Origin of the sequence: Kitasatospora cinereorecta (assembly GCF_024172095.1) — a bacterium.
GTDB classification, from domain to species: domain Bacteria; phylum Actinomycetota; class Actinomycetes; order Streptomycetales; family Streptomycetaceae; genus Kitasatospora; species Kitasatospora cinereorecta.
The window spans coordinates 843850-864332 of the sequence record NZ_JAMZDX010000002.1; the positions used below are offsets into that span (position 1 = coordinate 843850).

22 protein-coding genes are annotated in these 20483 nt (G+C 74.4%); 9 read left to right on the forward strand and 13 right to left on the reverse strand.

The window, feature by feature from the left end; all coding sequences use genetic code 11:
- Nucleotides 1–25: 25 nt before the first annotated feature.
- Both FHR36_RS10790 and FHR36_RS10795 read right to left on the reverse strand, forming a co-directional pair.
- Nucleotides 26–1906 (reverse strand): AAA family ATPase, encoded by a 1881-nt coding sequence (locus FHR36_RS10790; RefSeq protein WP_425558113.1) that lies wholly within the window; start codon nt 1904–1906, stop codon nt 26–28.
- 256 nt (nt 1907–2162) lie between these two features.
- Nucleotides 2163–2750, reverse strand: a complete 588-nt coding sequence (locus FHR36_RS10795; protein WP_253795983.1) for a uridine kinase family protein — start codon at nt 2748–2750, stop codon at nt 2163–2165.
- Between the two features lie 160 nt (nt 2751–2910).
- Between FHR36_RS10795 and FHR36_RS10800 the strand changes: the two genes are divergently transcribed.
- A complete protein-coding gene (locus FHR36_RS10800; protein WP_253795984.1) occupies nt 2911–4071 on the forward strand; it encodes an acyl-CoA dehydrogenase family protein in 1161 nt (386 codons plus the stop codon).
- A 30-nt stretch (nt 4072–4101) separates the two neighbouring features.
- Here FHR36_RS10800 and FHR36_RS10805 read toward each other — a convergent pair whose 3' ends face one another.
- Nucleotides 4102–4509, reverse strand: a complete 408-nt coding sequence (locus tag FHR36_RS10805; protein WP_253795985.1) for a hypothetical protein — start codon at nt 4507–4509, stop codon at nt 4102–4104.
- Nucleotides 4510–4714: 205 nt separating this feature from the next.
- Here FHR36_RS10805 and FHR36_RS10810 point away from each other — a divergent pair, with 205 nt between their 5' ends.
- The 4 genes from FHR36_RS10810 to fxsA all read left to right on the forward strand — a co-directional run bounded on the left by FHR36_RS10810 (nt 4715) and on the right by fxsA (nt 9504).
- On the forward strand, nt 4715–5155 hold the full coding sequence (locus tag FHR36_RS10810) for an Lrp/AsnC family transcriptional regulator (protein WP_253795987.1): 441 nt from the start codon (nt 4715–4717) through the stop codon (nt 5153–5155).
- Nucleotides 5156–5251: 96 nt separating this feature from the next.
- The gene (locus FHR36_RS10815) at nt 5252–6862 is read left to right on the forward strand and encodes an amidohydrolase (protein WP_253795989.1); all 1611 of its coding nucleotides are present in this window, start codon (nt 5252–5254) and stop codon (nt 6860–6862) included.
- 391 nt (nt 6863–7253) lie between these two features.
- Nucleotides 7254–8867 carry an apolipoprotein N-acyltransferase gene (gene lnt, locus FHR36_RS10820; RefSeq protein ID WP_407660825.1) on the forward strand — a complete coding sequence of 538 codons (1614 nt, stop codon included), beginning with the start codon at nt 7254–7256 and terminating at the stop codon, nt 8865–8867.
- Between the two features lie 58 nt (nt 8868–8925).
- Nucleotides 8926–9504, forward strand: coding sequence for an FxsA family membrane protein (gene fxsA, locus FHR36_RS10825; protein ID WP_253795991.1), 579 nt, complete (start codon nt 8926–8928; stop codon nt 9502–9504).
- A gap of 93 nt (nt 9505–9597) precedes the next feature.
- Here the strand turns inward: fxsA and FHR36_RS10830 are convergent, their stop codons facing one another.
- From FHR36_RS10830 to FHR36_RS10840, 3 genes are all read right to left on the reverse strand, one after another.
- Entirely contained in the window at nt 9598–9972 is a 375-nt protein-coding gene (locus FHR36_RS10830) for an RNA polymerase-binding protein RbpA (protein WP_030058371.1), read from the reverse strand.
- 213 nt (nt 9973–10185) lie between these two features.
- Nucleotides 10186–11802 carry a hypothetical protein gene (locus FHR36_RS10835; RefSeq protein WP_253795993.1) on the reverse strand — a complete coding sequence of 539 codons (1617 nt, stop codon included), beginning with the start codon at nt 11800–11802 and terminating at the stop codon, nt 10186–10188.
- 82 nt (nt 11803–11884) lie between these two features.
- On the reverse strand, nt 11885–12079 hold the full coding sequence (locus FHR36_RS10840) for a hypothetical protein (RefSeq protein WP_253795994.1): 195 nt from the start codon (nt 12077–12079) through the stop codon (nt 11885–11887).
- A 337-nt stretch (nt 12080–12416) separates the two neighbouring features.
- Here FHR36_RS10840 and FHR36_RS10845 point away from each other — a divergent pair, with 337 nt between their 5' ends.
- Together FHR36_RS10845 and FHR36_RS10850 are read left to right on the forward strand one after the other, a co-directional pair.
- Entirely contained in the window at nt 12417–12860 is a 444-nt protein-coding gene (locus FHR36_RS10845; RefSeq protein WP_253795996.1) for an ankyrin repeat domain-containing protein, read from the forward strand.
- A gap of 22 nt (nt 12861–12882) precedes the next feature.
- The gene (locus FHR36_RS10850; RefSeq protein WP_253795998.1) at nt 12883–13356 is read left to right on the forward strand and encodes a GNAT family N-acetyltransferase; all 474 of its coding nucleotides are present in this window, start codon (nt 12883–12885) and stop codon (nt 13354–13356) included.
- Nucleotides 13357–13404: 48 nt separating this feature from the next.
- Here the strand turns inward: FHR36_RS10850 and FHR36_RS10855 are convergent, their stop codons facing one another.
- Nucleotides 13405–14208 (reverse strand): nucleotidyltransferase, encoded by an 804-nt coding sequence (locus FHR36_RS10855; protein WP_253796000.1) that lies wholly within the window; start codon nt 14206–14208, stop codon nt 13405–13407.
- A 100-nt stretch (nt 14209–14308) separates the two neighbouring features.
- Here FHR36_RS10855 and FHR36_RS10860 point away from each other — a divergent pair, with 100 nt between their 5' ends.
- Nucleotides 14309–14836 (forward strand): GNAT family N-acetyltransferase, encoded by a 528-nt coding sequence (locus FHR36_RS10860; protein WP_253796002.1) that lies wholly within the window; start codon nt 14309–14311, stop codon nt 14834–14836.
- 14 nt (nt 14837–14850) lie between these two features.
- Here the strand turns inward: FHR36_RS10860 and FHR36_RS10865 are convergent, their stop codons facing one another.
- The 6 genes from FHR36_RS10865 to FHR36_RS10890 form a co-directional block, all read right to left on the reverse strand.
- The gene (locus tag FHR36_RS10865; protein ID WP_308199272.1) at nt 14851–15606 is read right to left on the reverse strand and encodes a YoaK family protein; all 756 of its coding nucleotides are present in this window, start codon (nt 15604–15606) and stop codon (nt 14851–14853) included.
- Nucleotides 15603–16565 (reverse strand): tellurite resistance/C4-dicarboxylate transporter family protein, encoded by a 963-nt coding sequence (locus tag FHR36_RS10870; protein WP_253796004.1) that lies wholly within the window; start codon nt 16563–16565, stop codon nt 15603–15605. The genes FHR36_RS10865 and FHR36_RS10870 overlap by 4 nt, the downstream gene beginning before the upstream one ends.
- A gap of 121 nt (nt 16566–16686) precedes the next feature.
- Nucleotides 16687–17139, reverse strand: coding sequence for a MarR family winged helix-turn-helix transcriptional regulator (locus FHR36_RS10875; RefSeq protein ID WP_253796006.1), 453 nt, complete (start codon nt 17137–17139; stop codon nt 16687–16689).
- 110 nt (nt 17140–17249) lie between these two features.
- Nucleotides 17250–18533, reverse strand: coding sequence for a hypothetical protein (locus FHR36_RS10880; protein WP_253796008.1), 1284 nt, complete (start codon nt 18531–18533; stop codon nt 17250–17252).
- A gap of 78 nt (nt 18534–18611) precedes the next feature.
- A complete protein-coding gene (locus FHR36_RS10885; protein ID WP_253796009.1) occupies nt 18612–19163 on the reverse strand; it encodes a SigE family RNA polymerase sigma factor in 552 nt (183 codons plus the stop codon).
- A gap of 116 nt (nt 19164–19279) precedes the next feature.
- Complete coding sequence (locus FHR36_RS10890; protein ID WP_253796011.1) at nt 19280–19849, reverse strand: hypothetical protein; 570 nt, start codon at nt 19847–19849, stop codon at nt 19280–19282.
- Between the two features lie 138 nt (nt 19850–19987).
- On the opposite strand from FHR36_RS10890, the gene FHR36_RS10895 reads away from it, so the two are divergent.
- A complete protein-coding gene (locus FHR36_RS10895; protein WP_253796013.1) occupies nt 19988–20392 on the forward strand; it encodes a hypothetical protein in 405 nt (134 codons plus the stop codon).
- Nucleotides 20393–20483 lie beyond the last annotated feature (91 nt).

Consider the following 20483-nt stretch of genomic DNA (forward strand, 5'->3'; position numbering starts at 1 on the left):
CCGTCAGCCGGCCGTCAGCCGACCGTCAGCCGCGGCCGTCGATCAGTTCGCCGTACGCCTGGAGCAGGTCGGGCAGGCGCAGGGTGGCCAGGTCGTCGCGGGTGGGGAGATCGCGCTGGGCGGACAGGCGCAGATCGCGGTAGGCGCAGGACTTCTCGTACAGGGTGCGGATGAAGCGGGCGTTGCCGAGCTGGTCGATCCAGCCCTCGCCGACCACGTGGGCGCAGATGGAGGTGAGCTCCTCGGCGGCGTCCTCGTCCCACAGGTCGCCGTCCAGGGCGGCCAGCGAGCGGCCGATCTCGGTGAGCTCGACCGGGCGGTAGCTGGGGAAGTCGACCCGGGTGGTGAAGCGGGAGTTGAGGCCGGGGTTGGCGGCGAGCAGGCGGTTCATTCCCTCCGGGTAGCCGGCCAGGATCACCACCAGCCGGTCGCGGTTGTCCTCGGCCCGCTTGAGCAGCACCTGCAGCGCCTCGTCGCCGTACGCGTCGCCTTTGCTGTAACCGGAGTTGGAGAGGCTGTACGCCTCGTCGATGAAGAGCACGCCGTCCAGCGCGGAGTCGATCAGCTCGTTCGCCTTGACCGCGGTCTGGCCGAGGAACTCGCCGACCAGGTCGGCCCGTTGGGCCTCGACCAGGTGGTCGCCGGAGAGCAGTCCGAGGGCGTGGAAAACCCGGCCCAGTATCCGGGCGACGGTGGTCTTGCCGGTGCCGGAGGGGCCGGAAAAGACGAAGTGCCGTTTCGGCGGCTGGACCGGCAGGCCGCGGGCGGTGCGCAGCCGGGCCATCCGCAGCTGCGCGGACAGGGCCCGGACCTGGCGCTTGACCGGGTCGAGCCCGACCATCCGCTCCAACTGGTCGAGGGCGGCGGCCAGGTCGTCCTCGCCGGTGCGGCGGGCGGTGGCGGCCGCCGAGGCGGTGGCGGGCGCTGCCGGGGCCTGGTCCCACTCGGCGGCCCGGGGCGGTGGCGGGGCGGCCGGCTCGCCGGTCGGCGGCGCCGGGCGCTCGGCGCTCCCGATCGCGGTCGCGCCCTCGCTCTGGCCGCGTTCGGCGATCTGCTCCTCGGGCAGATCGTCCGCCTCGAACTCCGGTTCCGCCAGCGGGTGGTCGTCGTCCAGCAGGCCGTCCTCGGTGGCGATCGCGGCGAGCCGGGCGGCGGTGTCCATGAACGCCGGATCGGCCCGGTGCACGGCCCGGTAGAGCGGGAGGGCGGCAGCGCTGCGCCCGGCGCCCTCGTACGCGCGGGCCAGCCAGTAGCGCAGCTCCTTGCGCTGCGGCTGCTCGGAGCGGCAGCGGGCCAGGGAGGCGGCCAGCGGGGTCTGGGCCTGGGCGCACATGTCGAGCCGGACCCGGGCCATGCCGGCGAACAGTCCGGCCTCGATGCCGAGCACCGGGTCGTCCAGCAGCCGGTCGGTGTCGCGGATCAGCTGCTCCCAGTCCTTCAGCAGGTACGAGCGGCAGGCGTGCAGGAAGCGAACCGAGGCGTCCAGCTCCGGGGGTGGGCAGTCGGCCAGGGCCTGGTCGAGTTCGGCGAGGTGGCGGCCGTCCAGCCAGTGCGAGGCGTGCGCGAGGGCCAGGTCGCGGTCGGTCTCCAGCACCGGCTGCACCCACCAGCCCAGCCAGTACCAGGAACTGAGCGGGCGCCGGTGGCGGGCGCGCTGCTCGCCGAACCGCACGCGGTGGCGGTGCATCGCGAGCAGGGCGCCGGAGGTGTCGCTGCGCAGGGCGTGCAGGCCGAGCCAGGCGTCCGCCATGCCGGGGTCGAGTTGGACGGCGCTGCGGAACTCCTCCTCGGCGCGGGCGTAGGAGCCTGCGGCGTACGCGTCGACGGCGCGCAGCCAGGCGCGGTCGGCCTCGCGGTCCGGCCCCGCGCCGGCGGGCCTCCTGCCGCCGGAACTCTCCACCGTCACTGACGCCCCCCGTGTGCGCAGCCGGGGCGCAATCGCGCCTTCGAGGAATCGTACCGGCGCACAGCTGATCCGGAAGGGTGCCGCACCAAGTCACCGCGCAGTCGTCCGACACCGAACGGCCGGACGGGACACGGGTGGTGACGGGGGAACGGCATCTCCGGCTCACGGGGGAACAAGCCGGAGATGCCGAGTCAGATGTTGCGAGTTCAACTGAATCTCGCGACGTGGAGAACCTAAATCCTGGCGACGTCCCAGGTCAAGAGGGGAATGACGACTCACTGACGGTGTTTCGGAGGATTCGGCCCGTGATCCCGTCGACCCGGACGTCCGCGTACGGGCGGCTCGGGTCGGCGGCGAAGTGGGCCTGCTCGGCGGCGGCCCAGCCGACCCAGAAGTCGGCCAGTTCCGGACCGTCGCGCCGTTCGCCGCGGGCCCGGGCCGCGTCGGCGTCCAGCTCCATCCACAGCAGCGCGGCCAGGTGCGGCCGCACCGCACGCCGGCCCGCGCCGACGCCCTCCACGAGCACCACCGGCGCCGCCGGTACCGGGCGGACGGTGGCGAAGCGGCGCAGCGTCCAGTCGTAGACCCGGTGCTCGGCGTCCTCGCCGCGGGCCAGCGGATCCAGCACCTGCTCGGCCAGCCGGCCGCACCAGCCGAACGGCTCGCGATGGGTGGCCAGGTCGTCCAGGTGCACCACCGGCGCGTCACCGAGCGCCGCGGCCAGCCGGGCCGCGAAGGTGGTCTTGCCCGAACCGGCGTGGCCGTCGACCGCGACCAGCCGCACCGGCCCCAGGGACGGGGGCAGGGCGCGCAGGTCCCCGGCCAGGGAGGTCAGCTCGGTCATGCCGCCAGCGTACGGTGACGAGCCGCCCCGTTTCGGGCATACTCACTGCGCCACTCATGTGAACGGGCGTTCACCGCGACCCGGTGCCGACCGCTCCGACCAGCAGATTCACGCCGATCCCGGCCACCCCGGGGGCGGCGCCCGACCGAGGAGGCCTGCCTTGAGTGCCGCCGTCAAGCCCGTGGACCGCCGGCTGCCCAGCGACGAGGCTCGCGAGCTGCTGGCCCTCACCCGTGACCTGGTGCAGCGCGAGGTGTGGCCCCGCGCCGCCGAGGACGAGGCCGCCGGCCGCTTCCCGCGGGAGGTCTTTCGCACCCTCGGCCGGGCCGGCCTGCTCTCGCTGCCCTACGACGAGCGCCACGGCGGCGGGGAGCAGCCGTACGAGGTCTACCTCCAGGTGCTCGAGGAGCTCGCGGCCGGCTGGCTGGCGATCGGCCTCGGCGTCAGCGTCCACACCCTGTCCTGCTACGCCCTCGCCACCTTCGGCACCGAGGAGCAGCGCCGGCGCTGGCTGCCCGGCATGCTCGGCGGCGAGCAGCTCGGCGCCTACTGCCTCTCCGAGCCGCAGTCCGGCTCCGACGCGGCCTCGCTGCGCACCCGGGCCGAGGTGGACGGTGAGCAGTACGTGATCAGCGGCACCAAGGCGTGGATCACCCACGGCGGCCGGGCCGACTTCTACTCGACCATGGTCCGCACCGGCGACACCGGCCCGCACGGCATCTCCTGCCTGCTGGTCCCGGGCGGCAGCGAGGGCCTGTCCGCCGCCCCGCCGGAGCGCAAGATGGGCATGCGCTCCTCGCCGACCGCGCAGATGCACTTCGACGGCGTCCGGGTCGACCACGACCGGCTGGTCGGCAGCGAGGGCCAGGGCTTCCAGATCGCGCTCTCCGCGCTGGACTCCGGCCGCCTCGGCATCGCCGCCTGCGCGATCGGCGTCGCCCAGGCGGCCCTGGACCTGGCGGTGGAGTACGCGGGCACCCGGCAGCAGTTCGGCCGGCCGATCGCCGACTTCCAGGGCCTGTCCTTCCTGCTCGCGGACATGGCCACCCAGATCGAGGCCGGGCGCTCGCTCTACCTGGCCGCCGCCCGCCGTCGTGACGACGGTCTGGCCTTCTCCAAGGAGGCGGCGATGGCCAAACTCTTCTGCACCGACGCCGCGATGCGGGTCGCCACCGATGCGGTGCAGGTGCTCGGCGGGTACGGGTACACCCAGGACTACCCGGCCGAGCGGTTCATGCGTGAGGCGAAGGTCCTGCAGATCGTCGAGGGCACCAACCAGATCCAGCGCCTGGTGATCGGCCGCCACCTGACCGGCCGGTGACCCCTCGCGTCCGCTCCGGCGTGCCGCGGGTCAGCGGCCGACCGGGGCGGTGCGCTGTGCGGGCACGTGCGGCGCGCGCACCGGGCGGTGCGTCGCGGCGTGCGAGAACGGCTGGGTGCGCCAGTCGAGGGCGCGGGGGCGGGTGAGCAGGGCCGCCAGGCCGGTGCCCTCCTCGGCGTGCTCCTCGCACTCGGGCAGCTCGTCGGTGGGCGCCCCCGAGCCCGGGCACAGCTTGGGGGAGAAGGGGTGCCAGGCGGAGGGCAGCACGGCGTGCTGCGGGAGCCGCTCCTCGTCGCCGATCAGCGCGATCGGCCGGTCGCAGGCGGGGCAGTGCACCCGCACGATCTCCCACGTGTCGGCGTCGCCCGGGTCCACCCCGAGGGTGTGCGCGGGCTCGGTACGTTCGTCCTCGCTGGAACGCTGGTCAACGGCAGGCATGTGATCCCCCTCGGATCGGGCCGGACCCCCTTCGGACCGGGCCACCACCAGCATTTCCCGCCGACGCGGCGTCATAACCCTGCAGCCCGGCGCACGGTGATGCATGATGTGTGTCCTTCGCCACATCCGTCTGGCATGTGCCCCCCGAATGCGCCCCCGTGGGATGGTGCCGGGGCCCGCGCCGGATCGAGTAGGTTTGCGCCTTGTGGAGGATCTCGACCAGCGCATCGTCCAGCTGCTGCTCCAAGACGGCCGGATGAGCTACACCGACCTGGGCAAGGCCACCGGCCTGTCCACCTCGGCCGTGCACCAGCGGGTGCGCCGCCTCGAACAGCGCGGCGTCATCCGCGGCTACACCGCGATCGTCGACCCGGAGGCCGTCAACCTGGCGCTGACCGCGTTCATCTCGGTCAAGCCGTTCGACCCCAGCGCCCCCGACGACACCCCGGAGCGGCTGGTCGGCCTGCCCGAGATCGAGGCCTGCCACAGCGTCGCCGGCGACGAGAACTACATCCTCAAGGTCCGGGTGGCCGGCCCCGGCGACCTGGAGGACCTGCTCGCCCGGATCCGCTCCGCCGCCGGCGTCTCCACCCGCACCACCGTGGTGCTCTCCACCCCGTACGAGGCGCGGCCGCCCAAGCTCTGACCCGCCGCCGACCGGGCTCCGGGCCACGACGCCGCCGCTATGGGCCACCACCCCCACGGCGCGGACGCCCGGCGCCCGGGTGCGAGACTGGGCGCCATGACCGAACGCACCGCCCGGACCGTGCTGCTGCGCGGCGGCAACGTCTACAGCCCCGCCGACCCGTTCGCCACTGCCATGCTGGTCGAGGGCGAACACATCGCCTGGGTCGGCAGCGACGGCGCCGCCGAGGCGTACGCCGACGTCGCCGACGAGATCGTCGAGCTGAACGGTGCGCTGGTCACCCCCGCCTTCGTCGACGCCCACGTGCACGCCACCTCGACCGGCCTCGCGCTCACCGGCCTCGACCTCACGGGCTGCCCCTCGATGGCCGCCGCCCTCGAGCGGATCGCCGCCTTCGCCGCCGACCTCGCCGACGGCGTCCTGATCGGCCACGGCTGGGACGAGACCAAGTGGCCCGAGGGCCGCGCCCCCTCGCTCGCCGAGCTGGACGGCGCCGCCGGCGGCGCCGCCGTCTACCTCTCGCGCACCGACGTGCACTCCGCGCTCGCCTCCACCGCGCTGCGCGCCGTCACCCCCGACCTCGCCGCGCAGCCCGGCCACTCGGCCGACGGCCCGCTCAGCCGCGACGCCCACCACGCCGTCCGCCGCGCCGCCCTCGCCCACCTGACGGCCGAGCAGCGCCGCGCCGCCCAGCTCGCCACCCTGCGCCGGGCCGCCGAACTCGGCATCGGCGCCCTGCACGAGTGCGCCGGCCCCGACATCTCCTCCGAGCAGGACCTCGCTGCCCTGCTCGCCCTCGCCGCCGAGACCGACGGCCCCGACGTCTTCGGGTACTGGGGCGAACTCGGCGAGGCCGGCGTCGCCACCGCGCGCCGCCTCGGCGCCGTCGGCGCCGGCGGCGACCTGTTCGCCGACGGCGCGCTCGGCTCGCACACCGCCTGCCTGCACACCCCCTACGCCGACGCCGACCACACCGGCACCGCCTACCTCACCGCCGAGCAGATCGCCGACCACGTCGCCGCCTGCACCGAGGCCGGCCTGCAGGCCGGCTTCCACGCCATCGGGGACGCGGCGATCGCCGCCGTGCTCGACGGCGTCCGCGCCGCCGGCGAGCGGGTCGGCGCCGCCCGGGTCAGGGCCCTGCGCCACCGGGTCGAGCACGCCGAGGCCCTCGACGACAAGGCCGTCGCCGCGTTCGCCGAACTCGGCCTCACCGCGTCCGTCCAGCCCGCCTTCGACGCCGCCTGGGGCGGCCCGGACGGCATGTACGTCCAGCGGCTCGGCGCGGAGCGCGCCGCCGGGCTCAACCCCTTCGCCGCCATGCTGCGCGCCGGCGTCCCGCTCGCGTTCGGCTCCGACGCCCCCGTCACCCCGCTCGACCCCTGGGGCACCGTCCGGGCCGCCGCCTTCCACCTCACCCCCGAGCACCGGATCTCCGCCCGCGCCGCGTTCACCGCGCACACCCGCGGCGGGTGGCGCGCGCTCGGGCGGGACCAGGACGGCGTCCTGGTGCCCGGCGCCGTCGCCAGCTACGCCGTGTGGGACGTCGCCGACCTGGTCGTCCAGGCCCCCGACGACCGCGTCGCCGGCTGGTCCACCGACCCCCGCTCCGGCACCCCGGGCCTCCCCGACCTCACCCCGGGCGTCGCCCTCCCCACCTGCAACCGCACCGCCGTCCGCGGCCGCACCGTCTACCTCGCGAGCTGACGCGAACCCGTAGGGGCGCGGGGAACGGCGCGCGGCGGGAGGCGTCTGCCCGCAGGCCGGCCGGGCGAGCAACCGGCTGTCCCGGACCGGGTGACAGGTCGGGGCCTGCCGCCCCGCGCAGTTCCTCGCGTCCCTGTGGTTGCCCGGTTGCCCCTTCTTGCGGGCCGACACGAACCAGCAGGGGCTTCGGAGAGGTCGGGCGAGCCAACAAGGGCGCGGGGAACTGCGCGCGGCGGCAGGGCCGGACCCGTCAGCCGGTCACCGGCGGTCGGTTGCTCGCCCGGTCGGTCCGCGGGCAGTCGGTGGTTGCTCCTCCTTCGCCCATCCGGGGTACCTTGGGCGCACGATTCACCGAGACGTCACAGCTCAGGGAGATGGTGGCCACGTGGCCCTGCAGGTAGACCAGGAGCGTCCGGCGGCGGAGCCGGCCACTCGGCCGGGCCGGCTGGCCCGGGTGCGGGCGGGGCTGCCGCGGACCGCGCTGGCGGCGCTCGCGGGCCTGGTGATGGTCGCGGCCTTCCCGCCGTACGACGTGTGGCCGCTGTCGGTCCTCGCGGTGGCGGCGCTGTCGCTGCTGACCCGGGGGCGGACGGCGCGGCAGGGCGCGTGGACGGGCTTCGCGTTCGGTCTGCCGTTCTTCCTCGGGCTGCTGTCCTGGCTGCGGGTGATCGGCTGGGACGCCACCGTGGGCCTCTCGGTCGCCGAGGCGCTGTTCGTCGCGCTGATGGGCGCGGGTCTGGCGAAGACGTCGCGGCTGCCGGGCTGGCCGGTGTGGGCGGCGTGCCTGTGGGTGGCGCAGGAGTGGGCCCGCGACCGGCTGCCGCTGGGCGGCTTCCCGTGGGGGCGGCTGGCGTTCGCGAACACGGCGAGCCCGTTCACGCCGCTGGCGGCGCTGGGCGGGGCTCCGCTGGTGACGTTCGCGGTGGCGCTGGCGGGCACGCTGCTGGCGTGGACGGCGCTGCGCCTGCGCGCGCCGGAGCGCCGTCCCCGGGCGGTGGCGGTGGGTGCCGTCGGCACCCTGGCGACGATCTTCGCGGGCTACCTGGTGCCGGTGCCGACGTCCGGCTCGGACTCGGTGAGCGTGGCGATCGTGCAGGGCAACGTGGAGAAGCCCGGCATGGACTTCCTGGGCCGCCCGATGATGGTGCTGAACAACCACGCCAACGCGACCGAGAAGTTCGCGGCGGAAGTGGCGGCCGGACGGGCGCCCAAGCCGGACGTGGTGATCTGGCCGGAGAACTCCTCGGACCTGGACCCGTTCAGCGACCCGCAGGCGTACGCCCGGATCGACGAGGCGGTGCGGGCGGTCGGCGTGCCGACCCTGGTGGGCGCGCTGGTGGACGGCCCGGACGCGCAGCACGTGCAGAACGAGGGCATCGTCTGGGACCCGATGTCCGGCCCCGGCGCCTCGTACACCAAGCAGCACCCGGTGCCGTTCGGCGAGTACGTGCCGTTCCGGGCCGAGCTGTCGAAGGTGATCACCCGGCTGCAGCGGGTGGCGCGGGACTTCTACCCGGGCAAGGGCAACGGCGTGATGCAGCTGGGCCCGGCGCGCATCGGTGACGTGATCTGCTTCGAGGTGGCGTACGACGAGATCATCCGCGACACCGTGAACGACGGCGGCCGGGTGCTGGTGGTGCAGACCAACAACGCGACGTACGCCGAGACCGGTCAGCCCGAGCAGCAGCTGGCGATGTCCCGGCTGCGGGCGGTGGAGCACGGACGGGCAGTGCTGATCGCGGCGACCAGCGGCATCAGCGCGGTGATCACGCCGGACGGCACGGTGGTCTCGCACAGCAAGGAGCTGACCTCCGAGGTGCTGACCGCCCGGGTGCCGCTGCGCGACCAGCGGACGGTGGCGGACGACCTGGGGGCGGGCCCGGAGTGGGCGATGGCCCTCGCGGGTGTGCTGGCCTGCGGTGTCGCGGTGGCGGCCGGGTTCCGGCGGCGCCGGTCGGACGGAACACCGGACGGCGGCGAACCGTTGTCCACGGTGGTGCCGTAGTCACGGCCGGAGTCCGCCGGCCGGTGCGGAGAGCACCGCGATGGAGTGGATCCGTACCGTGTCCCAGCAAGCTACCCCGGTCCGTCCGGCCCCGCGCAGCCGTCTGCGGCGGGTGCTGCCGCTGCTGATCGCCGCCTGGCTGGTGCTGGAGATCTGGCTGGTGACGGTGGTGGCCGACGTGGTCGGCTGGTCCACCGTCCTGCTGCTGCTGATCGCCGGCGTCGTGCTCGGCGGCATGGTGATCAAGCGGGCGGGGCGCCGGGCCTTCGCCGCGGCGGTCGAGCAGTCGAAGGACCCGCAGTCCGCCCAGCCGCAGACCGGCACCACCATGACGGTGCTGGCGGGCCTGCTGCTGATCGTGCCGGGCTTCCTGTCGGACGTGCTGGCCGTCACCCTGCTGCTGCCGCCGACCCGGGCGCTGTGGCGGGCGCTCGGCCGCCGGACGGCGAAGCGGGTGCTGAACTCGACGGCGCCGGTGGGCGCCGACCGGCTCGCCGACGCGATGCGCCTGCAGGAGCAGATGCGGATCCACCGGCCGGACGGCAAGGTCATCCAGGGCGAGGTGGTCGACCCGGCACAGGGCCCGCAGGGTTCGCATGGTCCGGACACCGACTACCGCCCGCCGCTGACCCACTGAGCGGGCAACCGCGAGGGGCCCCGGGCGGATCGCCCGGGGCCCCTCGCGGTTGTTGCGCTGTGTCGGTTGCGCTGTGCTGTCGGTCCGCAGCGCCTAGGCGCTCTTGCGGGTGTCGCGCGGGTGGACCGCGAGGTTCATCCCGCCGGAGCGGAGCACGGCCAGCCGCTCGGCCAGCACCTCCTCCAGCTCCTCCCGCGTCCGGCGCTCCATCAGCATGTCCCAGTGCGTGCGGGTCGGCTTGGTCTTCTTCTCCTCCGGCTCGTCGCCGTCGAGAAGGGCCGCCTCCTGGCCGCAGAAGCGGCACTCCCACACCGCGGGGATCTCGGCCTCGACGGAGAAGGGCACCTCGAAGCGGTGTCCGTTCTGACATGCGTACTCGACGGTCTGGCGCGGCGCCAGATCAATACCGCGGTCGGTCTCGTAGCTGGTCGCCCCGAGTCGCGTGCCGCGGAGAGCTCGCTCGCTCATGAATCGTGCCTCCCGGGCTTCTGGCCCACAGGACTAGTTGGTCGCTGTCTTCGTCGTTCGGTGAACGCGCGGCCGTCGACGAAGATTCCCGTCCCGGGACATGCGTCGCCTGTCGTGCCGCCCCTGTTTGTACCCATCGTCGCCCGTTTTGTCACATCTGATCGGTGATATCACCTGGCGTGTCACATATTGTGCAGATTGCGACCGTGGTGTTCACCACACCGGCCGCGGGCGGATTCCCGGCGTGTCCTTGGTGAGCTCCACCGCGGCGGCCGGTTCCGGCTCGGTGGTCTCGACCACCGTAGCCGATGTCGGAGCCGGGCTCGGAGCCGGCCGGGCCGGGGCCTCGGTCCGGGTGTCGCGGTGCGGCAGCAGCGCGATCACCGCGTCCCGCAGCCGGGCCGGCGCCTCCTCGTCCAACGGGTCGACGGTCGCCGGGACCTGCAGCCGCACCGGGGCGGCGGTGCCGATCCGGGCGTAGCCGCGGCCGGGCGGCGTCTGCGCGGCGGGCACGATGTCCAACGCCACGCCCAGCGCCGCCGAGCCGGTCTCCGGGGTGACCGGGCCGAGTACCACCCGGGCCCGGGCGGCGGCCCGGACGGTGGGGGAGATCCGGTCGCGGGCCTCGACGTCGTCCGCGAAGACCACGGTGACCCGGGCCGCCCGGCCGTGCCGCAGCGGCACCTCCAGCAGCTCCTGCGGGTCCGGGCGGCCCTCCGCCTGGGCCAGCTCGCTGAGCTCGGTGGGGTGGTCCAGCAGCAGCCACAGCGGCCGGGTGGCGTCCTCCGGGGCGGCGACCCCGTGGTGGCGGGCGGCGTTCAGCGCGACCAGCCGCCGCTCGGTCTCCTTGGCCACCCACTCGATCGCGGCCACCGCGCCGTGCAGGCTGGTCTCCACCGTGTGCACGCCCGGCCGGTTGACCAGGCAGGCGTGCTCGCCGGTGCCGGCGCCGTCGATCACCACCAGGTCGCCGTACGGCAGTGCCTGCAGGGCGATGGCGCGCAGCAGGGTGGAGGTGCCGAAGCCGGCCGTGCCGAGGGCCAGCAGGTGCGGCTCGGCCGAGCGCGGACCGACCCGCCAGACGACCGGGGGCTGCTGGGCGGTGCCGCCGGGCCGGCTGACCGGGATGGTGCGCCGGCTGCCCAGGTCGTCGGTGAAGCCGAGCACGATCTCGCCGGGCGCGGTCACGAAGGTCTGCGCGGCGATGTCGGTGGCCAGCGGGGCGAGCGCAACCACCCGCAGCCGGTTGGACTCCTCGTCCCAGTCGAAGCGGTACTCCCGGGCGCGGCCTGCCTTGCCCTGGATCACCTGCTCGATCCTGGCCCGGGCGGCCGGCTCGGTGTCGGTGAAGTAGGCGGGGTAGGACAGCTCCAGCGCGCCGAGGCGGCCCTCCTCGTCGAACTCCCAGGAGGCGAAGGCGTTCTTGTAGCTGCCCTCCAGGCTGAACAGCGGGCAGGCGTCGTCGACGCCGCCGAGGTAGGGGGTGAGCGCCGCGTACAGGGCGGTCAGCTTGAGGTCGGCGGCGTCCGGCTCGGGGGCGGGCGCCGCCTTGGGGTCGCGTCCGACCCAGGCGGCGCTGGCCATCAGCGCGACCACAGCCAGCAGCGGGCCGTGCGGCAGCAGGAAGACGCCGACCAGGGCGGCGGCGCACAGGAACAGCGTGGGACCGCGCCGCTCCCTGGGGGTGGCGGCCCAGCGGACCTTGGCCCAGTCGGCGTGGCGGCGCAGGCCCCGACCGATCAGGGCGAGCGGGGCGAACATGTCGGCGGCGTGGTCGCCGGCGGTTCTGGCGAGGTCGCGCCCCCGGGTGAGGTGGCGGGTGAGGGACATGCGGGCTCCGGTGGCTGTGGGACTGGCAGGGGGCCCGGGAGCGGTGGGGTCCGCTCCCGGGCCGGGGGTCAGGAGCGCACGGTCAGAACTTGAGGCCGCCGATCAGGCTGGCCAGGCTCGCGCCGCCGGCCTGGATGCTGGGGGCGATCGAGGAGCCCGCGACGTAGAAACCGAACAGCGCGCAGACCACGGCATGCGAGATCTTCAGGCCGTCCCGGCGGAAGAAGAGAAAGGCGATGACGCCGAACAGGACGATGCCGGAGATGGAGAGAATCACGGGTCTGCTCCTCGCGGGGCTAGGGGGGGACAGTGTTGCAGAAAGTGCCTTTATGGTGACAAAAAGTAATAGATGATGTGGCATGGCAAACGGGTGGATCTGTCGTGGTCCGGCGCATCGGCGGTGTACGTCCGGCCCGGCGACCGTGCCGGGCCGGTGCGGGAAGCGCCGCGTGGGCCGCGCTGACAGGCGTCCCCCGGTGCGGGCCGGGCGTTCGACGGGTTTCGGAAATTCGCCCGAACGGACGCGTTGCCCCGTCGGCCACCGGGGTCCGCTACCGTGCCCTGTGACCGGACAGGTTGATACCGACTGTGGACACCCGACCCGTGAGGCCGCCATGACCGACTCCGCCCTGCCCGCCGACGACACCGCGGACGACACCGCCGACCGCGGACCCGAGCTCGACGCCGAGCTGATCGCCCTCGCCGGGCGGCTGTTCGACGCCGCCCGCGCCGGCGACGCCGCGATGCTCACCGCCTACCTCGACGCGGGAGCCCCCACCGGCATCCTCAACGAGCGCGGCGACACGCTGGTGATGCTCGCCGCCTACCACGGCCACGCCGAGGCGGTACGGGTGCTGCTCGCACACGGAGCCGACCCGAACCAGCTCAACGACCGCGGCCAGACCCCGCTGGCCGGCGCCGTCTTCAAGGGCGCCGAGGACGTCATCGACGCCCTGCTGACCGGCGGCGCCGACCCGGCCGCCGGCACCCCCTCGGCCGTGGAGACCGCCGAGATGTTCGGCAAGGCCGAGCTGGTGGCCCGGTTCGGCGCCCGCTGAGCGGTTTGTAGGCTTGACGACCATGGAGATACGCACCACCGGCTTCGGCCACCCGGACGCGCAGAAGCTGGCGGCCGAGGTCCAGCAGGAGTACGTCGCCCGCTACGGCGACATCGACCAGACCTCGATGCACACCGACCACTTCGACCCGCCCGGCGGACTCTTCGTGATCGCCTATCTCGACGACGAGCCGGTCGCCTGCGGCGGCTGGCGGGCCAAGGAGCAGGACGAGGACGGCCTGCTCGACGGCGACGCCGAACTCAAGCGGATGTACGTGGTGCCCGCGGCCCGCGGCCGCGGGCTCGCCCGCACCGTCCTGCGCCACCTGGAGCGCACCGCCGTCGAGGCCGGGCGCACCCGCCTGGTGCTGGAGACCGGCAACAAGCAGCCGGAGGCCATCGGGCTGTACGAGTCCGAGGGGTACCGGGCGATCCGCAAGTTCGGCTACTACAAGGACCACCCGGACGCCATCTGCCTCGGCAAGACCCTGGTCTGAGACCAGGCGGACCCGCCGGCCGCGCCCCTGACCGCCCGCGAGGGCCGGTCAGGGGCGCGGCGCCTTGAGGCCGTGGACGGCGGCGTACTCGGTGGCCAGCCAGGGCGCCAGTGCGTCCACCAGGACGGCGAGGACCTCCGGGTCGTCGGTGGGGTTGCGCGCGGTACGGGCGGCGAGGGCCATCGCGTCGGCCCGTTGCGGGTAGTAGCGGGCGAAGACCTCCACCGAGGTCTCCAGGTCGCTGGTCCACCCGCCCCACCGGGGCATCACCAGGGTCAGCCCGGTGCGGACCAGTCGGCGGCCCGCCGTCCGGGCCAGCCTCCGGCGGACGGCCGGGTCGAGGTCGCCGGCGCGCTCCCGCCAGCCCGGCAGCAGCAGCGCCAGGTCGCCGTTGGTCTCCCGGGCGAGCAGCGAGGTCGGCCGGTAGCGGGGGAGGTGCTCGGCCAGATCCTCGCCCAGCAGCGGGGTGCACAGACAGGCCACGAACCAGCCGAGGTCGTACCGCTCCCGCTCGCTCAGCAGCGTCGCGGTGTCGAAGAGCAGCACGCTGACTCCGTCGACCTGTGCGAACGAGCTGTCCAGCGCCGCCTCCAGGTCCCGCGCGTCCCGCCGGTCGGCGGGCGTGGGCGGGTGGTGCAGGGCCAGCAGCAGATCCAGGTCCGAGACGCCGGGGACGGCGGTGCCGCGCGGGATGCTGCCGTAGACGTACGCGCTGTGCAGCCGCTCGGGCCCGAAGCACGCCGCGATCCGCTCCCGGGCCGCGGCCACCACCGGCGCGTACGGCGGCCGGACGCGGGCGAGGGAGCCCTCACGGGCGATGCAACCGTCGGTGTCGAGACCCTGGGCGTTCATGACGGCCACTCTGCCCGCTCACCGGCGCCGCCCACCAGCGGGTTTGCGGCGGTGCGGAATCCGGTCGACCGGCGGTCGCCGCGCGGGTTAGCGTCGGCGGATGATCGAACTGCGAACCGAGCGGCTGCTGCTGCGACAGTGGCGGGAGACCGACCTGGAGCCCTGGGCGGCGATGAACGCCGACCCCGAGGTGCGGGAGTTCTTCCCCGAGGTGCTGACCGCCGAGCAGAGCGCCGCCTCGCTGGCGTACTTCCGGACCGAACTGGCCGAGCGCGGCTGGGGCTGGTGGGCCGTGGAGGCGGCGGCCACCGGGGAGTTCCTCGGCTTCGCCGGGCTGGACCCGGTGGACGAGGAGATGCCGTTCACCGGCGTGGAGATCGGCTGGCGGCTGGCCCGTCCGGCCTGGGGCCACGGCTACGCGAGCGAGGCGGCCCGCGCGGTGCTCGCCTTCGGCTTCGACACCCTGGACCTGTCGGAGATCCTGGCGATCACCGCGGCCGGCAACCTGCGCTCCCGGGCGGTGATGGAGCGGATCGGCATGACCCGCGACCCGGCCGAGGACTTCGACGACCCGACCGTGCCCGAGGGTCCGCTGCGGGCCAGTGTGCTGTACCGCGTGCTGCGCTGAGACCGGTCTTCCCGTCAATGTCCCTCGGGGAGAGGGGAGTCGGGGGCCGGCCGGGGCGGTGGTGGCGGTGGGGAGGGGAGTGCCGCGCCGGCCGCGAGGAGGAGCAGCAGCACCGCCCCGCCGAGCGCCAGGTCCGAACGCCCGTGCAACTGGAGCAGGCCGCCGACCAGCGCCCCGGCGAACATCGCCAGCACCGACAGCACCCGGCGCACGCTCGCCGCACCGGGACGGTCCACCGCCAGGCCGGTCAGGGTGCGGGTGAGCACGGTGGTGGTGAGGTCGGGGACGCCGAGCCGGTGCACCACGGCGTTCTGCAGTCCCATGCCGAGGGCGAGCAGGGCGATCCGCGGGTACACCGAGGCGCCCGCCAACCCCGCCACCAGGGCCGCCGCCACCAGGACGGCATGGCCCGCGATCAGCACCGGGAAGACCGTCGCGGGAGCGGTGCGCGGGGCGACGCGGCCGCCCACCACCCCGCCGGCCAGGAAGGCGCCGAGGGCGAGCAGCGACGCCGGTGCGGACAGGCTGCGGTCGCCGGCCAGCGCGAAGCCGAGGAAGACCACGTTGCCGGTCATGTTGGCGACGAACACCCGGCCGAGGCCAAGGAAGCTCACCGCGTCCACCAGCCCGGTGACGAAGGTGAGCCCGAGCAGCAGCGGGGCGAGCGCGCCGAAGCCTCCGGCCGGCCGGTCGGGGAACAGCCGCTCGCCGCCCCGCTCCAGCAGCCGCCGCAGCGGGCGGCGTGGAGAACGGCGGGGCGGATCGGTCACGGGGCGGAGCGGTCGGGGTCGGGGCGGCGGGCGTTCAGCACGGTGGCGGCGAAGGTGACCGCGGTCAGCAGCCAGGCGCCGACGGCGATCCACAGCACCACCCGGCCCAGCGTGGTCAGCCAGGCCACGTGGGTGGCGGTCGAGGTGGAGAGGGAGGCGGTCGCGGTCATGCCGAGCGGGAAGACGGTGGACCAGCGGCGGATGTCGTAGTGCATCCGGGGCCGCAGCAGTTCGGCGGCCAGCAGCACCGTGCACCAGGCCAGGTCGAGGAAGAGCAGGACCAGGGTGGTGATGCGCAGCGCCTGGTGGAAGTCGCCGGTCCACTGCGGCGAGGCGGCCAGCTTGGACGCCGCCAGCGCCGAGATCGCCAGCGCGCCGCCGGCCACCCACTGGTCGCCCGCACCGATGACCACCTGGCGCAGGTCGAAGTGGGCGAGGGCGAACAGGTAGAGCACCAGGCCGAGGCAGAACAGCGCCAGCGCCGCCGGGTCCAGCCACTCGGCCTCGCCCGCGCGGGCCAGCGAGCCGGCCAGCACCGCCAGGCCCTGGGTGGCGACGCAGACCAGGAATACTGCGCCGGGCATCCGGGTGTGCAGTCGGCGGACCACCGGGACCAGTAGGAACGGCCACAGTGCGGCGGCCAGGGCCAGCAGCGCCTCGGCGGCGGTCAGCCGGCCGAAGGCGACCAGCCGGGCGCCCAGGACGGTGGTGGCCGCCACGCCGGTGAGCGCCGGCGGGGTGTCGGCCTCCGCGGTCCAGCGCGAGCGGTCGAACAGCAGGCGTCGGACGAAGTCGGCCGCCAGCAGGACCCAGACCAGCGCGGCCAGGGCGAAGGCGGCGAGCGACAGGACGTGGCGGTGGACCAGCTCCAGGCCGACCGAGAGGATGCCGGTCGCCATCACCGCCGACCCGGCGGCGGGCGGGAGCTCGGCCCACCAGCGGGCCGCCTGACGCTTCATGGGCTCATCGGACCCCGAGGGCACGCGGGCCGCAACCGGGTGGCGGGCCCGGCGGGCCGCCCGGTGCCGGTCGGGTCGGGCAGCCCGGGTGGCCGGGTCCGCCCGGTGCCGGTCGGGCCGGTCAGCCGTGCGGCCAGGGCCGGCCGGTGAGGTCCTCGATGTCGCCGTTCAGCCGCCGGAGGTAGCTGCCGAAGGCGGCGACGTCCTCCGGCGCCCAGCCGGCCATGGCACGGTCGAGGCCGGCGACGATCTCGGCGCGGGCCTCGTCCAGACGGCGGGCGCCGTCCTCGGTGATCCTCAGCTTGCGGGCGAGGCCGCCCTTCTCGTCCGGGATCCGCTCGGCGAGTCCGCAGCGCAGCAGTGCGGCGGTCTGCCGGTTCAGGGTCGCGGCGTCCAGGCCGAACGCGTCGCTCAGCTGACCGACCGACATCGGGCCCTCCGCCTGCAGCCGACTGAGCACCAGGTGGTCGCCGTGGTCGAGCCGGGCCCCGGAGTGCCGGGGCCGGCCGGTCTGATGGATGTGCCGGCCGAGCAGTATGGTCTCGTACTCGATCACGGCCGTCGGCCGGTCCATGGCGCCTCCCGAGCTCCACCGGCGCCCGTTGCCGCGCCGCCGGTGCCCGTCAGTATGAGCAGTCCGGCGGGGTACGGCCTGTCGACCCGCAGCGCCCGCCGGGCCGGGGATCATCCGGCGGGCCTGCCGTTGTGCTGCCGCCAGACCGGCGAGGAGGCGATGGCGGTCAGCTGGTCCATGGTCAGGGCCGGGGTGGCGCGGTCCGCCTCGGTCTCGGACTTCCCGTGCGGGGCCGGGGTGTTGAACGCCGCCGCGACCACCCGGGTGCCGTCCGGCTGCAGCACTTCGGCCGACCAGCGGACCACACCGCCGCCGACGCTCCGGTCGACCAGCAGCCGACTGCCGTCGGGCAGGGGCGTCGCGTCGACGTACCGCCGGTCGGGTGTACCGGTCGGCTGCTTCGTCACCAGGAGCTGGACCTCCGACCGGCCCTGGCCGTCGTCCACGTCGAACACGGCCAGGCCGGTCTGCGAGGTGGCGTCGAGCTCGGTGAGGCCGGCGGGCAGCAGCCCGGCCGCCACCGTCAGGACCTCGCTCCCGGGCGGCTGGGCGTCCGGACGCTGCGCGAGGGGGAGGGGCCGGGCGACCCGGGCCAGCAACGGCTGCCAGGACGGGTCCGTGAGCAGCGCGGTCAGCCGGTCGAAGTCCAGTGGGGGCTCGGGGCGGGTGATCGGGGCGTCCTTGCTCCGGGCGGAGTTCGACTCCGTGAAGAACAGGTGGAGCCCGTCGGGGCCGTAGAGGTGGGCGTCCCAGGACTTGGTCAGGACGCGCTTGTCCGGGTACTCGTAGCCCTTGAGCAGGACCAGGGTCGAGCCGTCCGGCTGCCGGATGCTGGTGCAGCCGTCGTTCGGGACCAGCGCCGGGTCCGGGCAGACCAGGTCGCTCGGCTGGGTGTCGCCGTCGGGCCGCCGCTCGACCTCGACGGCGAACGCGGCCTTGCCGTGGCCGTCGTCGAGCACCCCGTCCGCGTAGAGCTGCGAACTCGCGTCCGAACCGACGCCCTTCGGCGGCCTGACCGGGTTGACGGTCGCGTGCGGGCCCAGCAGGCGGCCGAGGTTGTCGACGACCTCCTGCAGTGTGGTGTTCGGCGGCTTCGACACCGACGGCGACGGGGGCGCCGAGACGGTGGCCGAAGCCGGCGCCCCGTCCACCGAGGCCACCGGGCGGGCCGGCCCGCGCAGACCGCTCGCGAACACCCCGCCCACGCCGATCACCGCGAGCGCGGTCACACTGCCGGCCACCGCAGCCGCCCGGCGCCGGCGCAGCGCCCGTCCCTGCACCATCACCTCCTCCAGCCGCGGTCCGGCGGCCGGCCGGAACTCCTCGGCGACCACCGAGAAGGCGTCACCGACCGTCTCCTCGAACGACGGGACCCACTGATCCTCATCTGCCACGGCGCATACCGCCTTCCAGCCCCTCAGTAGTGAACGGTGAACTCATGCCGGTGAACTCATGCCAAAGGTGAATCCGGCTCAGCGGGCGACCAGTTCGCTCAGCCGGTCGCCGAGCAGGGCGCGCATCCGGCCGAGCGCCCGGTAGCTGCGGGTCCGGACCGAGGTCGAACTCGCCCGCATGATCTCGGCGGTCTCCTCGATGCTGCGGTCCTCCCAGTACCGCAGCACCAGCACCGCCCGGTCGCGGTCCGACAGCTGCGCCAGACCGCGGAGCAGCACCACCCGCAGATCGCTGTCGTCCGCCGGATCGGCCGCCAGGTCGGGGAGTTCGCCGATCGGGCGCTCGGTGCTGCTGCGGCGGCGCCGGTGGGTCAGGAACTGGCGGACCAGCACGCTGTGCGCGTACGCCGACGGATTGGCGATCCGGCGCCCACCCGCGATTCCCAGCCACGTGGTGCGGCTCCAGACCGCGTACATCCGAACCAGCGCCTCCTGCACCAGGTCCTCGGCGAGATGGGTGTCGCCGCTGGTCAGCAGGCACGCCGAGCGGTAGAGATGGCCGTACCGCGCCGCTGCGAACTCCTGGAACCCGTCCTCCTCGGCCTGGCGTACGGCACTCCTGCGACTCATCGTCATCCCCTGGATCGACACCCCGACAGGTCAATGACGTGGCGTAGGGGCGGCGGTGTTACAGATGATCTCCGAGGAATTTCGGAGACCGGGCCATCGGCGCGCCCGTGAGGTGGTCAGACGGTGCCGGGCCGGGCGTCGTCCAAGCCGTGGGCGCGCAGCACCTGTTCGGCGTACGCGGGCTCCTCGAGCGGTATGCCGTGGGCGGCGAGCAGTGCGAACAGGTCGGCGAGCGCGCGCGGTTCACCGCCGCGGGGGCGGCCGCCCGGGGCGGTGACCAGGGTGCCGAGCGCCGGGCCGCACCAGCGGGCGCCGTCGCCGGACGGCCGCCGGGGGGTGCGGGTGCGCAGGCGGAGCGAGAGCAGCGGCCGATCGTCCGAGTCCTCCCAGAACACCATCGCCAACCCCCGCACGGCGGACCACGGGTAGCGGCGGGGGAGCCCCGCCCGCCACAGCGTGACGCCGTGCTCGTCGGCGCGCAGGAGGTAGCCGTGCGGGACCGCCAGCACGGCCGCGGCGACGGTGGCGGCCAGCGCCAGCAGGCCCGGGACGACGCCGGTGACCACGCCGGTGCCGGTGAGCAGAACCACCGTCAGGAGGCCCAGGACGGAGCCGATCGGGAGGCCTGCGGCGCGCCACAGGAAGGCCAGTCGGACGGTGGTTGCGGGTGTCGGCGTGCCGGGCATGGCTGCTTCCCCTCGTCGGACGGACGGCCGTTCGGCTCGATCCGACCGTTCGTGACGGACTGTGTCCATGATGTTGCGGACATGACATATGATGCCCGCGTCAGCTCGTTCCACCCTTGTTCAAAGGAGAACTGTGTCATGACTTCGCGTATCGCAGGTCTGGTGGTTGCGGCGGCAGGGATTCTGGGGGCGACCATCGCGCCCGCCTCGGCGGCGCCCGCCGCGCCGACGGTGGTCGGCCCGGTCTGCCTCGCCATGGTGAACCATCCCTGTGCCTGGCAGAGTCGAACGCCGGGCGGCGTCGTGGGCGGCGGCCTGATCGACGCCACCGGGCCGAACCAGCAGCTGCAGCTCAAGGTCGAGGTGCGGATCCAGCGTGCCTGGGGCAGCCCGTGGGAGACGGTCGCCTCGGTGGCCAGCATCCGCACCGGGTCGATCCGGCTCACCACCCCGGCGGTGAACACCGACTACCGCACCATCGTGTGCGTCACCGGCGGCCCGGCCGCCTCCACCGAGCCGCCGATCACCACCTGCACCGTCTGATCGGACCTCACGTCGGCCGGCCGCGGGCGCGCCCGCGGCCGGTCCCGCAGTGGCGAAACCGTGGCGCGCGGACGGCGCCGATTGGTGGGAT

Coding starts and splice junctions, on each gene's coding strand:
- FHR36_RS10795 (WP_253795983.1), bottom strand. CDS start 2,750: ATGACCGAGCTGACCTCCCTGGCCGGGGACCTGCGCGCCCTGCCCCCG.
- FHR36_RS10805 (WP_253795985.1), bottom strand. CDS start 4,509: ATGCCTGCCGTTGACCAGCGTTCCAGCGAGGACGAACGTACCGAGCCC.
- FHR36_RS10815 (WP_253795989.1), top strand. CDS start 5,252: ATGACCGAACGCACCGCCCGGACCGTGCTGCTGCGCGGCGGCAACGTC.
- FHR36_RS10830 (WP_030058371.1), bottom strand. CDS start 9,972: ATGAGCGAGCGAGCTCTCCGCGGCACGCGACTCGGGGCGACCAGCTAC.
- FHR36_RS10835 (WP_253795993.1), bottom strand. CDS start 11,802: ATGTCCCTCACCCGCCACCTCACCCGGGGGCGCGACCTCGCCAGAACC.
- FHR36_RS10845 (WP_253795996.1), top strand. CDS start 12,417: ATGACCGACTCCGCCCTGCCCGCCGACGACACCGCGGACGACACCGCC.
- FHR36_RS10850 (WP_253795998.1), top strand. CDS start 12,883: ATGGAGATACGCACCACCGGCTTCGGCCACCCGGACGCGCAGAAGCTG.
- FHR36_RS10855 (WP_253796000.1), bottom strand. CDS start 14,208: ATGAACGCCCAGGGTCTCGACACCGACGGTTGCATCGCCCGTGAGGGC.
- FHR36_RS10860 (WP_253796002.1), top strand. CDS start 14,309: ATGATCGAACTGCGAACCGAGCGGCTGCTGCTGCGACAGTGGCGGGAG.
- FHR36_RS10870 (WP_253796004.1), bottom strand. CDS start 16,565: ATGAAGCGTCAGGCGGCCCGCTGGTGGGCCGAGCTCCCGCCCGCCGCC.
- FHR36_RS10875 (WP_253796006.1), bottom strand. CDS start 17,139: ATGGACCGGCCGACGGCCGTGATCGAGTACGAGACCATACTGCTCGGC.
- FHR36_RS10885 (WP_253796009.1), bottom strand. CDS start 19,163: ATGAGTCGCAGGAGTGCCGTACGCCAGGCCGAGGAGGACGGGTTCCAG.
- FHR36_RS10890 (WP_253796011.1), bottom strand. CDS start 19,849: ATGCCCGGCACGCCGACACCCGCAACCACCGTCCGACTGGCCTTCCTG.
- FHR36_RS10895 (WP_253796013.1), top strand. CDS start 19,988: ATGACTTCGCGTATCGCAGGTCTGGTGGTTGCGGCGGCAGGGATTCTG.